16 protein-coding genes are annotated in these 12920 nt (G+C 61.8%); 9 read left to right on the top strand and 7 right to left on the bottom strand.

Annotation, left to right across the window (positions count from 1 at the left end; translation table 11 throughout):
• Positions 1-47 precede the first annotated feature (47 nt).
• Genes EDE05_RS23195 through EDE05_RS23205 form a run of 3 tightly spaced genes read right to left on the bottom strand, consistent with a single transcriptional unit; the run spans position 48 to position 1828 of the window.
• A complete protein-coding gene (locus EDE05_RS23195; RefSeq protein ID WP_105374513.1) occupies positions 48-1118 on the bottom strand; it encodes a 5-(carboxyamino)imidazole ribonucleotide synthase in 1071 nt (356 codons plus the stop codon).
• A complete protein-coding gene (gene purE, locus EDE05_RS23200; RefSeq protein WP_105374512.1) occupies positions 1115-1612 on the bottom strand; it encodes a 5-(carboxyamino)imidazole ribonucleotide mutase in 498 nt (165 codons plus the stop codon). The genes EDE05_RS23195 and purE overlap by 4 nt, the downstream gene beginning before the upstream one ends.
• A 12-nt stretch (positions 1613-1624) precedes the next feature.
• Positions 1625-1828, bottom strand: coding sequence for a DUF465 domain-containing protein (locus tag EDE05_RS23205; RefSeq protein ID WP_105374511.1), 204 nt, complete (start codon positions 1826-1828; stop codon positions 1625-1627).
• Between the two features lie 236 nt (positions 1829-2064).
• Between EDE05_RS23205 and EDE05_RS23210 the strand changes: the two genes are divergently transcribed.
• Entirely contained in the window at positions 2065-2241 is a 177-nt protein-coding gene (locus EDE05_RS23210; protein ID WP_105374510.1) for a DUF465 domain-containing protein, read from the top strand.
• Between the two features lie 120 nt (positions 2242-2361).
• On the opposite strand, the gene EDE05_RS23215 is transcribed toward EDE05_RS23210, so the two are convergent.
• Together EDE05_RS23215 and EDE05_RS23220 are read right to left on the bottom strand one after the other, a co-directional pair.
• On the bottom strand, positions 2362-2622 hold the full coding sequence (locus tag EDE05_RS23215; RefSeq protein ID WP_105374509.1) for a metalloregulator ArsR/SmtB family transcription factor: 261 nt from the start codon (positions 2620-2622) through the stop codon (positions 2362-2364).
• A gap of 93 nt (positions 2623-2715) precedes the next feature.
• On the bottom strand, positions 2716-3486 hold the full coding sequence (locus EDE05_RS23220; protein ID WP_105374508.1) for a sulfite exporter TauE/SafE family protein: 771 nt from the start codon (positions 3484-3486) through the stop codon (positions 2716-2718).
• A 113-nt stretch (positions 3487-3599) separates the two neighbouring features.
• Between EDE05_RS23220 and EDE05_RS23225 the strand changes: the two genes are divergently transcribed.
• From EDE05_RS23225 to EDE05_RS23255, 7 genes are all read left to right on the top strand, one after another.
• On the top strand, positions 3600-4253 hold the full coding sequence (locus EDE05_RS23225) for a thiamine phosphate synthase (RefSeq protein WP_105374507.1): 654 nt from the start codon (positions 3600-3602) through the stop codon (positions 4251-4253).
• Positions 4254-4262: 9 nt separating this feature from the next.
• Complete coding sequence (locus EDE05_RS23230) at positions 4263-5396, top strand: tetratricopeptide repeat protein (protein ID WP_245423006.1); 1134 nt, start codon at positions 4263-4265, stop codon at positions 5394-5396.
• A gap of 112 nt (positions 5397-5508) precedes the next feature.
• On the top strand, positions 5509-6777 hold the full coding sequence (locus EDE05_RS23235) for a DUF4010 domain-containing protein (RefSeq protein ID WP_105374506.1): 1269 nt from the start codon (positions 5509-5511) through the stop codon (positions 6775-6777).
• 146 nt (positions 6778-6923) lie between these two features.
• Positions 6924-7724, top strand: coding sequence for an inositol monophosphatase family protein (locus EDE05_RS23240; RefSeq protein WP_105374505.1), 801 nt, complete (start codon positions 6924-6926; stop codon positions 7722-7724).
• Between the two features lie 239 nt (positions 7725-7963).
• Positions 7964-9007 carry a MotA/TolQ/ExbB proton channel family protein gene (locus EDE05_RS23245; protein WP_105374504.1) on the top strand — a complete coding sequence of 348 codons (1044 nt, stop codon included), beginning with the start codon at positions 7964-7966 and terminating at the stop codon, positions 9005-9007.
• Between the two features lie 3 nt (positions 9008-9010).
• The gene (locus EDE05_RS23250) at positions 9011-10042 is read left to right on the top strand and encodes a peptidoglycan -binding protein (RefSeq protein ID WP_105374503.1); all 1032 of its coding nucleotides are present in this window, start codon (positions 9011-9013) and stop codon (positions 10040-10042) included.
• 20 nt (positions 10043-10062) lie between these two features.
• Positions 10063-10260 carry a hypothetical protein gene (locus EDE05_RS23255; protein ID WP_245423005.1) on the top strand — a complete coding sequence of 66 codons (198 nt, stop codon included), beginning with the start codon at positions 10063-10065 and terminating at the stop codon, positions 10258-10260.
• 27 nt (positions 10261-10287) lie between these two features.
• Here EDE05_RS23255 and EDE05_RS23260 read toward each other — a convergent pair whose 3' ends face one another.
• Both EDE05_RS23260 and EDE05_RS23265 read right to left on the bottom strand, forming a co-directional pair.
• Positions 10288-10533 carry a DUF982 domain-containing protein gene (locus tag EDE05_RS23260; protein ID WP_105374501.1) on the bottom strand — a complete coding sequence of 82 codons (246 nt, stop codon included), beginning with the start codon at positions 10531-10533 and terminating at the stop codon, positions 10288-10290.
• A 29-nt stretch (positions 10534-10562) separates the two neighbouring features.
• Complete coding sequence (locus EDE05_RS23265; protein WP_342588639.1) at positions 10563-12455, bottom strand: ABC transporter transmembrane domain-containing protein; 1893 nt, start codon at positions 12453-12455, stop codon at positions 10563-10565.
• A 103-nt stretch (positions 12456-12558) separates the two neighbouring features.
• Between EDE05_RS23265 and rpmE the strand changes: the two genes are divergently transcribed.
• Positions 12559-12780 (top strand): 50S ribosomal protein L31, encoded by a 222-nt coding sequence (rpmE, locus tag EDE05_RS23270; protein WP_105374499.1) that lies wholly within the window; start codon positions 12559-12561, stop codon positions 12778-12780.
• Positions 12781-12920 lie beyond the last annotated feature (140 nt).

The raw sequence follows: 12920 nt of genomic DNA on the forward strand, positions 1-12920 counted from the left end.
GCGCGCTCTCAAGTTGGCCGTGCAGATAACCCGAGCTATTGCCTATGTCAACCTTGTGACGACGTTTTAAGCTCCGTTACATGGCCCATTTTCCTGCCTGGCCGGGATTCCGTCTTGCCGTAGAGGTGGACGAACACGTCCTTTTTCTTCAGCCAGCCGGGAAGGTCGAGAATATCGTCGCCGATCAGATTGGTCATAACGCAGTCCGAATGGCGGTGCGGATTGCCGAGCGGCAGACCTGCAACGGCGCGGATGTGCTGCTCGAACTGCGAGACGATGCAGGCCGCTTCCGTCCAGTGGCCGGAATTGTGGACGCGGGGCGCGATTTCGTTGGCGATCAGCACACCATCGGCGAGAACGAAGAATTCCATGCCGATGACGCCGACGTAATCAAGCGCGGCGAGCAGCTTTTCTGCAGATTCCCGGGCGACGCTTGCCGTTTCACCGGAAATGCGGGCGGGTAGGGTAGAGGTGTGAAGAATGCCATTGCGGTGGACGTTCTCAGCCGGATCGTAGCATGAGACCGTGCCGTCGCCGGAGCGTGCGGCGATGATCGATATCTCACGATCGAAGGGCACGAAGCTTTCGAGAATCAGCGGTACGCTACCCAGCGCCTCGAAGGCGCCGGCCGGGTCGTCTTCAGGCGAACGGAAGACGCGCTGGCCCTTGCCGTCATAACCGAGCCTGCGGGTTTTCAGGACGCCCTTTCCGCCAAAATCCGCAAGGGCCGCTTCGAGATCCTCCTGGCTGTCGACGGCATGGAAACGGGCGGTTTCGATGCCGCAGCCATTGAGGAAGCGTTTCTCGGTGAGGCGGTCCTGGGCGACTTCGAGCGCCTTTGCCGGCGGATGGACGGGCACGGAACGCTGCAGCGCTTCGGCGGCCGAAACGGGCACGTTTTCGAACTCGTAGGTGACGACGTCGCAGCGAGCGGCGAGCTCGGCCAGGGCAGCAGGATCGTCGTAGGCCGCTGTGATCTGCGTGTTCGCGACCTGGGCGGCGGGACAGTCTTCCTGCGGCTCCAGGATGATGGTGCGGAAGTTCAGCCGGGCTGCGGCCATGGCAAGCATGCGGCCAAGCTGTCCGCCGCCGATGATGCCGATCGTGCGGACGGTCATGGAGCCTCGTCTATCGGGTAGTCAGCGACTGCGGTGGACTGGCGGGCGCGCCATTCGTCCAGCCGGTCGGCAATATCGGCGTCGTTGAGGGCAAGCACGGCGGCAGCCAGCAGCGCGGCATTGATGGCGCCGGCCCTGCCGATCGCAAGCGTTCCGACTGGGATGCCGGCCGGCATCTGGACGATCGAGAGCAGGCTGTCCTGGCCGGAAAGCGCCTTCGACTGCACGGGCACGCCGAAAACCGGCAGCGGCGTCATGGCGGCGGTCATGCCGGGAAGATGTGCGGCGCCGCCGGCGCCGGCAATGATGACCTGAAAACCTTCGGCGCGGGCGCCCTTGGCAAATGCCATCATTCGCTCCGGCGTGCGGTGTGCGGAAATGATGCGGGCCTCGTAGCCGATATCCAGCGCGTCCAGCGTGTCGGCGGCATTTTTCATGGTTTCCCAGTCGGACTGGCTACCCATGATTATGGCGACGGCAGGTCTTTCAGCCATGTCGGAAGCCCCTCAAGCGATGATGTCGGGAATGATCTGATCTTCGAGCTGGCTCATCTTGTCCTTCAATGCCAGCTTCTTCTTCTTCATGCGCTGGATCCTCAGGGCATCGCAGCCGACCTCGATCATGGCGTTGATGGCGGCGTCATAATCCTCGTGCTCCTGACGGAGTTTCGCGAGCGCCAGCCGGATATCCGCCTGTTCCTGATCAGCCATATTACGGTCCCCATTCTCCATGCCCGGCTATTCTTGAGCGGTTGCCGGCAATGTCCGCAAGCCTCTACCATCAAACCACGTTAACTGGAAGTTAGCCGATGCCACGAATTTGCCCACGAGAAACCACGATTTCTCCTTCGACAAACCAGACCGATCGTGTCACACTTCTGTCGCAAACCTGAAGCCTCGGCAGAAGGGAATGTCGGGGCAGGTTGACCAAGGAAGGAACATGCCACATGACCGTCCAGGCTCATATCGCATCGCTTGAAAGGAAGCACGGTGATCTGGAAGAGGAGCTCCAGTCCATTCTGGCGTCGCCCTCTGCAGACGACCGGGAAATTGCCGAGCTCAAGCGCCGCAAGCTGCGTCTCAAAGACGAAATGCAGCGCCTTAAGGCCTCTACGCGTCACTAGTTCTCTAAAGGAGAAGAACGCCGCGCGCCTCAGGTTCATCATCAGTACGAGGCAACATTAAAAGCGGCACCAAAACCCAATCCAGAAATATGAAAATGCAGTTCTGGTCGTGGTAGGAGATCACGACCAGAACTGATCGAGCCAAAGATTGAGCCTGTCGAAGCCCTTGCTGTTGACGGCATAGATGCGCCGCGTGCCTTCTGCGGTGACCGTCACCAAATTACTTTCAAGCAAAGCTTTCAGATGCTGGGAGACCGCCGGCCGACTTATCGGCAGGCCTTGGGCGAGTTCGTTGACGGTTCTCGGCGAACGCCGCAGTTCCTCCAGCAGATAACGCCGGTTGGGATCAGCTATGGCTGCGAAGGGATCAACTGTCGTCATGGCGCAAACTTACGGTAATCCGGCCGTAACGGCAAGATTTATTGTGCGTTGCAGCAAGGTCGAGAAATTTATTCCCTTGTCCGAAACCACGCTTCAGATGGGCAATCCATCCCAGAGCAGCTTCAGCCCAGCTAGAAAGGCGAGGCCGTAGGTCATGGGATAGAAGAACTCTGCCTTCAGATGCTTGACGATCGTCGCACCCAATATCGTCGCTATCAGCGCCACCGGCAGCAGCGTCGCCGAGATTGTCAGGTTCTCCCGGTCAAGGGCGCCGAGGAAGAAATAGGGGATCACCTTCACGGCATTGACGATCGCGAAAAACCGGATGCTGGCGCCGGTGTAGGATCGCGGGTTGAGCCGCATCGGCAGGACATAGATCTGGAATGGCGGGCCGCCCGCATGGGCGACAAAGCTCGCATAACCTGAAAGCGCGCCCCAGAACGTCGCGGCGACCGGGCGGTGCGGCAGAGGATCTGCGGGCCTGCTGGAGTGCGGCCCATAGACCTGCCAGAAGTAACGGACGGTAAAAAGAATGGTGGCTATGGCGATCACCAGGCGCAGCGCATCGTCCGAGACATAGGCCGATGTCGCCCAGCCGAGCGCGATGCCGATGATGCCGCCCGGGAGGATCATCAAAAGCGTCGTCGGGTCGTTATACTTCCGCCACGACCACAGCGCGACGATATCCATGAGAATCAGGATCGGCAGGAAGATCGCCGCCGCCTTGACCGGATCCACGGCCATGGACATGAGAGGCACGCCCATCAGGCCGATCGCGCCTCCGATTCCCCCTTTCGAAAGGCCGACAAGCAAAACGGCAGGCACCGCAAAGGTAAAAAAGGTCAGGCTGAGGGTGTCGGGCATGAAGCTTTCGGAGGGGAGAGGCGGTTGATCCTTCAATCGGTCCGGTCTATCGAATTTGCAGACAGAAAACGAGTGCGGATTTCACTGAGCCGAATCCGCGAACAGGATTTGAGATGACCCAACCGGAAGACCGCTGCCGCCTCGTGCTGATCTTGCCGGAGAGCGATGATACCGCCGGACAGGCGCGACAGCTCGAAGACGCGCTTGCAGGGGGGGATGTCGCATCGGTGATCATACCCCAATACGGTCTCGACGATCAGGCCTTTCAGAAGCGCGCCGAGCTTATGGTGCCGATCGTTCAGGGGGCAGGCGCGGCGGCGCTGATTGCCGGCGACAGCCGCGTGGCGGGCCGGGTCAAGGCGGACGGATTGCATATGAACGGCACATTGACGGAGCTTGACGAAGCGATCGAGAAGTTCGTGCCCAAGATGATCGTCGGCACGGGCGGGGCTGCCGACCGGCACCAGGCGCTCGAAATCGGCGAACGCCGCCCGGACTACATCTTTTTCGGCAAGCTCGACGGCGACATCAAACCGGAGGCGCATCCGAAGAACCTCGCGCTTGGCGAATGGTGGGCCTCCATGGTGGAAATTCCCTGCATCGTCATGGGCGGCAGCGATCCCTCATCTGTGCTTGCTGTTGCCGAGACAGGCGCGGAATTCGTCGCCCTGCATAAGGCGGTGTTTTCTTCCGAAAAAGCAGCAAAAGCTGTCGTCGCCGAGGTCAACGCAATCCTGGACGAAAAAGCGCCACGGTTTGAGGCTTGATGCTCCGCCATGGCATCGAACCGATTTTTCCGCGTGATTCTGAACGGGCTGCTTGCGAGCGTCTTCGCATCGGCGACGATGACCGAGTTGGCCATGGCACAGGATATGAGGCCGGTAACCCGGCCAGTCGATCCCGGCACGCAGCCGATGAAGAAAGATCGGGTGGAGACACAGCCGGTACCCGATGCATCGAGAGATACGGCCGAACCGGAGGGGCAGGCGGTTGGCATCGTTCCCTCCGGCGGCGTCGCACTCTACCAACGCATGGGCGCGGCTCTGCCACCCGCCCCACCTGAAAGACCCTATGCAGGTGCCATCGACGAGGCTTACGGCGCTTATCAGCGCGGTCTTTATGCCACCGCGCTCGACCGGGCGCTGACGCGGGCGGGAGCCGGCGATGCAGCGGCGCAGACGCTTGTCGCCGAAATGATGACCAAGGGCCTGGGCCTTAAACGGGACGCCAAGACGGCGGCATTCTGGTACAAAAAGGCGGCAGAAGGCGGCGATCCGGCTGCCATGTTCCAATATGCGCTGCTCCTGATGAGCGGACGCGACGTCCCGCGCGACAAGAAACAGGCCGACGATTTCATGCGCAAGGCCGCAGAGGCTGGAAATTCCTCGGCGCAGTTCAACTGGGGGCAGATCCTCGTCTCCGACAATCCCGGCGAAAAAGGCCTGCACCTGGCACTGCCCTTTTACGAAAAGGCCGCAGCGCAGGGGGTGGCGGACGCTCAATATGCCGTCGCGCAACTTTATGTGGCGCTCAGGGACGTACCGGAGAAGAAGAAGGCCAAGGCCCGAGAATGGATGGAGCGTGCCGCCAAGGCAGGTTTCGACACAGCACAGCTCGATATGGGAATCTGGCTGGTGAACGGCGTTGGCGGCGAACGCGACTACGAGAAGGGTTTCGAATGGATGCGGATTGCCGCCCATCGCGGCAACGTCGCGGCGCAGAACAAGCTGGCGCATCTCTATATCAATGCGCTGGGCACACGGCCCAATCCCATCGAGGCGGCAAAGTGGTATGTTCTCTCGCGCCGCGCAGGAATGAAGGATCCGGAACTCGAAGATTTCTACCTCGGAATCAATGAGGAAACACAGAAACAGGCGATCGAGGCGGCAAACAGGTTCCGTCGAGGGTAAGGGGCGGTCCGGCGAACGGAAAATCGATCGAGGGATCGCTTTCGGCGTCGAACGCCTCTAAGCGTGAACGGAAGGCCGGGAGCACTCTTCGGAGTGCGTGCAGGGGGCAGATTTGGACCATGTCGAGCTTTTCCAGCGGGTCGGTCTGGCGATCGCGATCGGCGCCGCGGTCGGGGTCGAGCGACACTGGCGCGAGCGCGACGAGCCGGCGGGCAGCCGTACGGCGGGCATCCGCACCTTTATCATGGTGGGCATGGTCGGCGGCATCGCGGGCCTGATCGAGCGCAGCCTCAACCCCGGCTCCGGCTATGCGGGTATCGTGACTGTCGGCTTTCTGATTGCTGTCGCTGCCGTCATGGCCGTGTTCGAATTGCGCGAGGCAATTGCAGAAGAATCTTTCAGCGCCACTTCCGTCATCGTTGCGATCCTTACCTTCGGTCTCGGCGTACTTGCCGTCATCGGCGATATGGTGCTGGTCTCCGCGGCGGGAGCGGCGCTAGTGACGATTCTGGCCAGCCGCAATTTCCTGCACGCGTCGATCCGCCGTCTGAAATGGATCGAACTCCGTTCGGCGGTGATCCTGATTGCGATGACCTTCATGCTCCTGCCGATCATACCCGCCGAGCCGGTGGGGCCGTTCGGAGGCATTTCACCGCGAAATCTCATCATACTTGTCATAACGCTCGCATCGATCTCCTTCGCGGCCTATCTGGCGGTGCGGATGCTTGGGGCGTCGCGTGGTGACCTTTTGGCGGGAGCGATCGGAGGCCTTATTTCCTCGACCGGGACCACCGTCGCATTTGCGCGGCGAAGCCTGGTCGCGGCCGGCACCGGTTCACTCGCTGCGGGCGCAATTGCCGCCGGTGCGGTGTCGCTGCTGCGGACTGCCGCCCTGGTTGTCATGCTGGCGCCGAGCCTGGCTGCGGACCTGATTTTACCTCTGGGCGTCGGGGCCGTTGTCATGCTTGGTCATGCGGCATTTCTCTCCTTCGGGCGGCAGGAGCCCGCTGCGGACAATCTTCCCGGCAATCCGTTCGAACTGCCTGCAGTAGCGAAGATGGCGGCGCTCCTTGCGGGCGTGGCATTTCTGGCCCGCGCGGCGACCCAGTATTTCGGCAGCGAGGGCCTGATCGTTGCATCGGCACTTTCCGCCCTTGCGGATGTGGACGCTGTAACGGTGACGGTTGCAGGTATGCTGCCGACGCTCGAACCGAAGCTGGCAGCCCAGGCGATCGGCATTGGCGTGATCGTGAATATGGCAGCGAAGGCCGCCTACGCGGCGGTTTTCGGCAGCCGCGGCTTTGCCGTCCATCTGGTCGTTGCCTCCCTGTTGTCTATTGCGGCGGGGATGGCTGCCGTTTGGGCGCGAGCTGTAGTCTGAGAGGGCGGCAAGTTGTTCAACGCGTTCGTTTCCGGCGGACGACTTGAATTTCCCGCTGTTTTGTGGTCTTGAAGCCGCCCATCAAGAAAAACTGAAAATATCGTCCCGTCAGATGCAATCCGGGACTGCGTCCAAGGATTTCCCGCATGGCCCGCTCCGCCCTTCTCAACGTCATGGTTCAGGCTGCCCTCAAGGCAGGCAAATCGCTCTCCAGGGATTTCGGCGAAGTGCAGAACCTGCAGGTTTCCGTAAAGGGGCCGAGCGACTTCGTCTCCCAGGCCGACCTCAAGGCGGAAAAGATCGTCCGCGACGAGCTGATGAAGGCGCGCCCGACCTACGGCTTCCTCGGCGAGGAAAGCGAAGAGCTGAAGGGCACGGACGGCGCCCATCGCTGGATCGTCGATCCGCTCGACGGCACCACAAACTTCCTGCACGGCATTCCGCAGTTCGCCGTCTCGATCGCTCTCGAGCGCAACGGCGAAATCGTCGCCGGCGTCGTCTTCAATCCGGCGACCGACGAATTGTTCACCGCCGAAAAGGGTGGCGGCGCGTTCATGAACGATCGTCGCATCCGGGTCGCTGCCCGCCGCGTGCTGTCCGACTGCGTGATCGGTTGCGGCGTGCCGCATCTTGGCCGCGGCAACCACGGAAAGTTCCTCATCGAACTCCGCCACGTCATGGGGGAAGTGGCAGGCGTCCGCCGTATGGGTGCTGCCGCGCTCGACCTTGCCTATGTGGCAGCCGGCCGTCTCGACGGTTTCTGGGAAACCGACCTTTCTGCCTGGGATATGGCTGCCGGCATCGTGCTGATCCGCGAGGCAGGCGGTTTCGCCAGCGACATGAAGGGCACCACGGATATCTTCGGCAGCGGCAACATCGTCGCGGGCAACGAGCTCATCCAGAAGGCACTGCTCGAGGTTGCCAACCGGCCCGTGCCGACTCGCTGAGCGGAACTCAAAGCCGATAGGCCGGCGCTGCGGACGGTTGATAGCCGACTGTTTTCCGTAGCGTCCGCACTTCAATTCGTCGCAATTTTAAACTACAGCATATCGCGTGAAAGAGGGATTCACGCGATATGCCGTAGACTCTTGTTTTACGCATGTCCTTGTCCCGAAACCGCTTTGCACTTCCGGAGGACATGCCGTAGCCTCCGACGTGCAAGAGTATCGGAGGCTGAAGGCGTATCATGGCGAATGCGAGAGTGGACGATCTGGACGAGTCTGAAGCGCGCAGCGGCTATACCTACAAACTTTCCAATCCGGCGTCATTCCTGTGGACGATGCTGATCTTCCTGATCATCGTCGGGTTCGTCGCCTCCATTCTCTATCGCCAGGCCGCGCATGCCTTTCAGACCAATCCGGGTCTCAACGGGTTGATTCTCGGCGTCCTGCTGATCGGCATCATTCTCGTCTTCAACCAGGTGATCGGACTCATCCCGGAAGTACGCTGGTTCAACTCCTTCCGCGCCGCCGGCAGCGCCGACAAGGTCGGCCGCGAACCGAAGCTGCTCGCGCCGATGCGAACGCTGATCGGCGGGCGCCGCAAGATGGCGCTGTCGACCAACGCCTTCCGCTCGATCCTCGATTCGATCGCCACCCGCCTCGACGAATCACGCGACATTTCCCGCTACCTCATCGGCCTGCTGGTTTTCCTCGGTCTACTCGGCACCTTCTGGGGCCTGATCCAGACGATCGGCTCGATCAGCAATGTCATCGGCGCGCTCGACCCGAATTCAGGCGATTCGAACGACGTTCTTGCAGCGATCAAGAGCGGTCTCGCTCAGCCGCTCGCCGGCATGGGCACGGCATTCTCCTCGTCGCTGCTCGGTCTCTCCGGTTCGCTGATCCTCGGCTTCCTCGACCTGCAGGCGGGCCGGGCCCAGAACCGTTTTTACACCGAGCTCGAAAACTGGCTTTCGTCGGTGACGGACCTCGGGTCGGACATGCCTGCCGTGGCGGAGACGATCGCGCATGGCTCCTCGGAAGATATCCGCGCGCTTACCGAACAACTAAAAGCCCTTGCCGCCGCCCAGTCCAAGGCGCCCGACGGCCACCATTCCGATCGTTCGCTCTCGGCGATGGCCAATCTTGCCGAAGGCATCCAGGGGCTTGTGAAGAACATGCGCAATGAGCAGCAGATGCTGCGCGACTGGATCGAAGCGCAGCAGGAAGAGGCCAAGGCGCTACGCCGCACCCTCGACCGACTTTCCGACAAGGTCGGGGGGAAATAACCGATGGCCCTCGCCAAGAACCGCCGCCGGGATCGGTCCGTCGACTTCTGGCCGGGTTTCGTGGATGCGCTCTCCACGCTGCTCCTCGCCATCATGTTCCTGCTGACCGTCTTCGTGCTGGCGCAGTTCCTTTTAAGCCGGGAAATCACCGGCCGCGACGAGGTGCTGAACCGGCTGAACAGCCAGATCGCCGAGCTGACCGAGCTCCTGGCGCTCGAAAAGAGCAACAGCCAGGATTTCGAGGACCAGCTCGCCAGCCTGCAGTCCTCCCTTTCGGCTTCGGAAAGCGAACGGTCGCGGCTGCAGCAATTGCTGAGCGAGGGTGCCGGCAGCAGTGCCGCGGCCAATGCGCGCGTCGGCGAATTGACCAGCCAGCTCAACCAGGAACAGCAGCTGAGCGCCCGCGCGGCAAGCCAGGTCGAGCTGCTGAACCAGCAGATTGCCGCCCTCCGCGCGCAGATCGCCGCCATCGAGCAGGCGCTGCAGGCTTCGGAAGCGAAGGATTCGTCATCGCAGGCACAGATTGCCGATCTCGGCCGGCGCCTGAACGTGGCGCTGGCGCAGCGCGTGCAAGAACTCAACCGCTACCGCTCCGACTTTTTCGGACGGCTTCGCGAAATCCTTTCCGATCGCGAGAACATCCGCATCGTCGGCGACCGTTTCGTTTTCCAGTCGGAAGTTCTCTTTCCCGTGGGTGGCAGCGAACTCGATGATGCCGGTCGCGCCGAGATGGACAAACTGGCCGCGGCGCTTCTCGATCTGGCGAAGGAAATTCCTGCCGAGATCAATTGGGTACTGCGTGTGGATGGCCATACCGACAATTCGCCGCTTTCCGGCATCGGCCGTTATCGCGACAACTGGGAGCTCTCTTCCGCCCGCGCCACCTCGGTGGTGAAATATCTCATTTCCAAAGGCGTGCCGGCGAACCGTCTGGTGGCGGCCGGCTTCGGCGAGTTCCAGCCGATCGCGCAGGGAGACACCCCAGACGTCAAATCGCAGAACCGCCGCATCGAGCTGAAGCTCACCGAGCGATAACGATGGCCGGGGACAAGGATATGACCGCCCTCGTAAAGGCGGTCGCCGACAGCCCGAGGCGAGACAACAGCGTCTATCACAAGGCAATGGCGGAAGCCCGTGAAGCTTTCGCCAAGGCGGAAATCGAATTGGGCGGTCCTGTCGAGGTACGCACGAAGGGCAAGTTGAAGCGCAACGGCGACTATGTCGTGAAATGGACTTTCAGACGCGTGACGTGACGGGTGGGGCGTTGTCGGGCACCCAATTCAGCCTCGGATGAAGATACCCGCTTCCTTGGCCGCTTCGACAAAGGCATGCCTTGCCTCTTCCGGTTTGCGCTTTCCGGCATCGACCGCGGCGCAGAGGGCAAGAGCTCGATCGAGCGCCGTGCCATCTTCCATGGGCCAGTCTTCGATCATCGCCCAGGCCGCGGCTTGCGTGGTGTCGATCACGGTTTCGACGGGCGGCTCTCCGATCGACACGACGACCGGATTCTTCCAGAGAGAGTCCATGGCTATCACCATTATCCTTTGACCACGGGTTAGAGCGCCGTCGCGCTCTGCCTTTCGATGTCGTGAAACTGCAGGCGGGCGAGCTTGGCGTAGAGCCCGCCCTGCGCCACCAGGCTCTGGTGCGTGCCTTCCTCGACGACCCGACCATTTTCCATGACAAGGATGCGGTCGGCTTTTAGCACGGTCGCCAGCCGATGGGCGATGACGAGTGTCGTGCGGTTCTGCATCAGTCCGTCGAGGGCTTTCTGCACCAAGGTCTCGCTTTCCGCATCCAGCGCCGAGGTCGCTTCGTCGAGCAGCAGGACCGGTGCGTCCTTCAAAATAGCGCGGGCGATTGCGATACGCTGGCGCTGGCCGCCGGACAACGTGATGCCGCGCTCGCCGGCAAGCGTATCATAGCCCTGATCGAGCCGCGAGATAAACTCGTCCGCCTGCGCAGCGATGGCCGCGGCGCGGACAGCCTCCCGGCTGGCATCCGGCACGCCAAAGGCGATGTTGTCGTGGATCGACGCGGCGAAGATCGTCACGTCCTGCGGTACGATCGCCAGACGGGACCTCAGATCCGCAAGCCTCGCCTGCCTCAGATCGACGCCGTCGAGCTTCACGGTTCCGCTGGATGGATCATAGAACCGCATCAGCAGAGAGAAGATCGTGCTCTTGCCGGCGCCCGATGGGCCGACGATCGCAACCGTTTCGCCGGGCCTGACGTGGAACGATAGGGAATTGAGCGTGATGGCGCTGACGCGGGCGGGATAGGCGAAGGATACCGCGTCAAATTCCACTTCGCCATGCGGCGGAGAGGGGAGCGCGACAGGGCGGTCCGGGTCGCGGATCGCCGGGACTTCGTGCAGCAATTCGGTCAGCCGTTCGGCAGCTCCGCCGGCGGCAGAAAGCTCGCCCCAGACTTCGGAAAGCTGCCCGAGGGAGCTTGCCGCGATGACCGAATAGAGCACGAACTGGCCGAGCGTTCCAGCAGTCATCGTGCCCGCCAGAACACTCTGGGCGCCGTACCACAGGACGCCGACGACGCTGCCGAAGACAAGCAGGATGCCGAAACCGGTCAGCAGCGCACGCGCCTTGATGGCCGTTCGGGCCGCGTGATAGGCGCTTTCGACGGTTTTGCCGTAGCGGTTTGCGGCCGTCGTTTCGCTCCCGAATGCCTGTACCGTCCGCGTTGCGCCGATCGTTTCGGCCGCAAAGGCGGAGGTTTCGGCAAGCGTATCCTGGGCGGCGCGCGAGCGGCGCCTGACCGAGCGGCCGAAGCCGACCAGCGGGAAGACGATGAGGGGGATCGCCCCGAGCACCAGGGCGGAAAGCCTGGGGCTCGTATAGATCATCATCCCCATTGCGCCGAGACAGAGAATGGTGTTGCGCAGCGCCTGCGAGGCGGCCGAACCGAAGGCGGACTTGATTTGGGTCGTATCGGCCGTCAGGCGCGAGACGATCTCGCCCGACTGGTTGACGTCGTAGAAGGCGGGCGACAGGCGGGTGATGTGCGAGAAGACCTCGCGGCGCAGGTCTGCGACCACCCGTTCGCCAATGGTGATGACGTAATAGTAGCGCATGGCGCTCGCGACCGCGAGAAGGGCGGCCAGCGCCATCAGCATGCCGAAGTAGTTGTTGATGAAGCTGCCATCCGAAAAGGCAAAGCCATGATCGACCATGCGTCGTACGGCGAGCGGCAGCGCCAGCGTCGTGGCAGCGGCCAGGACGAGGAAGAATGTTGCCGCCGCAACCATCGGCCGGTAACGTGAAAGGTAGGGGACAAGCCTTGCAAGCGGCCTGAGTGCCTTGCCTCTCCGGGGGCTTTCGCTGGGCTGGTTTTCGCGGGCTTCGGCCAATTTTTCCCTCTGGTGTCGGGGCGCTTTTCGAAAGGCGCGGGTACTTGTGCTTCGGGCGACCTTCCTGTATAGGCTCCGCATCGAATTGGGAAGCCGTGACCGGACCGGTCTGCGGCTTCATTTATTAAAGAGGGTTCTCGCTCGCAATTGCGACATATGGACCTCGCAGAGCAGGATTATCGACATGAAGGCTGACATTCATCCCGCATACCACATGATCAAGGTCGTCATGACCGATGGCACCGAGTACGAAACCCGCTCGACCTGGGGTTCTGAAGGCGCAACCATGAACCTGGAAATCGACCCGAAGTCGCATCCGGCCTGGACGGGCGGCAACCAGCAGCTCATGGACCGCGGCGGCCGCGTCTCCAAGTTCAACAAGCGCTTCGGCGGCCTCGGCCTCTAAGCTGCTTTTCGAACGATCCGATAAAAGCCTGGCGAAAGCCGGGCTTTTTTTGTTGTGCGCCCAGCATGGGCGCATTCTTGTGGGTGGAAGTCCCACCGTAAGCTGGTCATGGCGAGCGAAGTGAAGCGCAACTGCGGAAG

The sequence above is a fragment of the Neorhizobium sp. R1-B genome (genome assembly GCF_004368875.1).
In the GTDB taxonomy this organism is placed as follows: Bacteria; Pseudomonadota; Alphaproteobacteria; order Rhizobiales; family Rhizobiaceae; genus Neorhizobium; species Neorhizobium huautlense.

Excerpts from the sequence above, each read along its gene's own strand:
- EDE05_RS23195 (WP_105374513.1), bottom strand. The coding sequence starts at position 1,118 with ATGACCGTCCGCACGATCGGCATCATCGGCGGCGGACAGCTTGGCCGC.
- purE (WP_105374512.1), bottom strand. The coding sequence starts at position 1,612 with ATGGCTGAAAGACCTGCCGTCGCCATAATCATGGGTAGCCAGTCCGAC.
- EDE05_RS23205 (WP_105374511.1), bottom strand. The coding sequence starts at position 1,828 with ATGGCTGATCAGGAACAGGCGGATATCCGGCTGGCGCTCGCGAAACTC.
- EDE05_RS23210 (WP_105374510.1), top strand. The coding sequence starts at position 2,065 with ATGACCGTCCAGGCTCATATCGCATCGCTTGAAAGGAAGCACGGTGAT.
- EDE05_RS23215 (WP_105374509.1), bottom strand. The coding sequence starts at position 2,622 with ATGACGACAGTTGATCCCTTCGCAGCCATAGCTGATCCCAACCGGCGT.
- EDE05_RS23220 (WP_105374508.1), bottom strand. The coding sequence starts at position 3,486 with ATGCCCGACACCCTCAGCCTGACCTTTTTTACCTTTGCGGTGCCTGCC.
- EDE05_RS23225 (WP_105374507.1), top strand. The coding sequence starts at position 3,600 with ATGACCCAACCGGAAGACCGCTGCCGCCTCGTGCTGATCTTGCCGGAG.
- EDE05_RS23230 (WP_245423006.1), top strand. The coding sequence starts at position 4,263 with ATGGCATCGAACCGATTTTTCCGCGTGATTCTGAACGGGCTGCTTGCG.
- EDE05_RS23240 (WP_105374505.1), top strand. The coding sequence starts at position 6,924 with ATGGCCCGCTCCGCCCTTCTCAACGTCATGGTTCAGGCTGCCCTCAAG.
- EDE05_RS23245 (WP_105374504.1), top strand. The coding sequence starts at position 7,964 with ATGGCGAATGCGAGAGTGGACGATCTGGACGAGTCTGAAGCGCGCAGC.
- EDE05_RS23250 (WP_105374503.1), top strand. The coding sequence starts at position 9,011 with ATGGCCCTCGCCAAGAACCGCCGCCGGGATCGGTCCGTCGACTTCTGG.
- EDE05_RS23255 (WP_245423005.1), top strand. The coding sequence starts at position 10,063 with ATGACCGCCCTCGTAAAGGCGGTCGCCGACAGCCCGAGGCGAGACAAC.
- EDE05_RS23260 (WP_105374501.1), bottom strand. The coding sequence starts at position 10,533 with ATGGACTCTCTCTGGAAGAATCCGGTCGTCGTGTCGATCGGAGAGCCG.
- EDE05_RS23265 (WP_342588639.1), bottom strand. The coding sequence starts at position 12,455 with ATGCGGAGCCTATACAGGAAGGTCGCCCGAAGCACAAGTACCCGCGCC.
- rpmE (WP_105374499.1), top strand. The coding sequence starts at position 12,559 with ATGAAGGCTGACATTCATCCCGCATACCACATGATCAAGGTCGTCATG.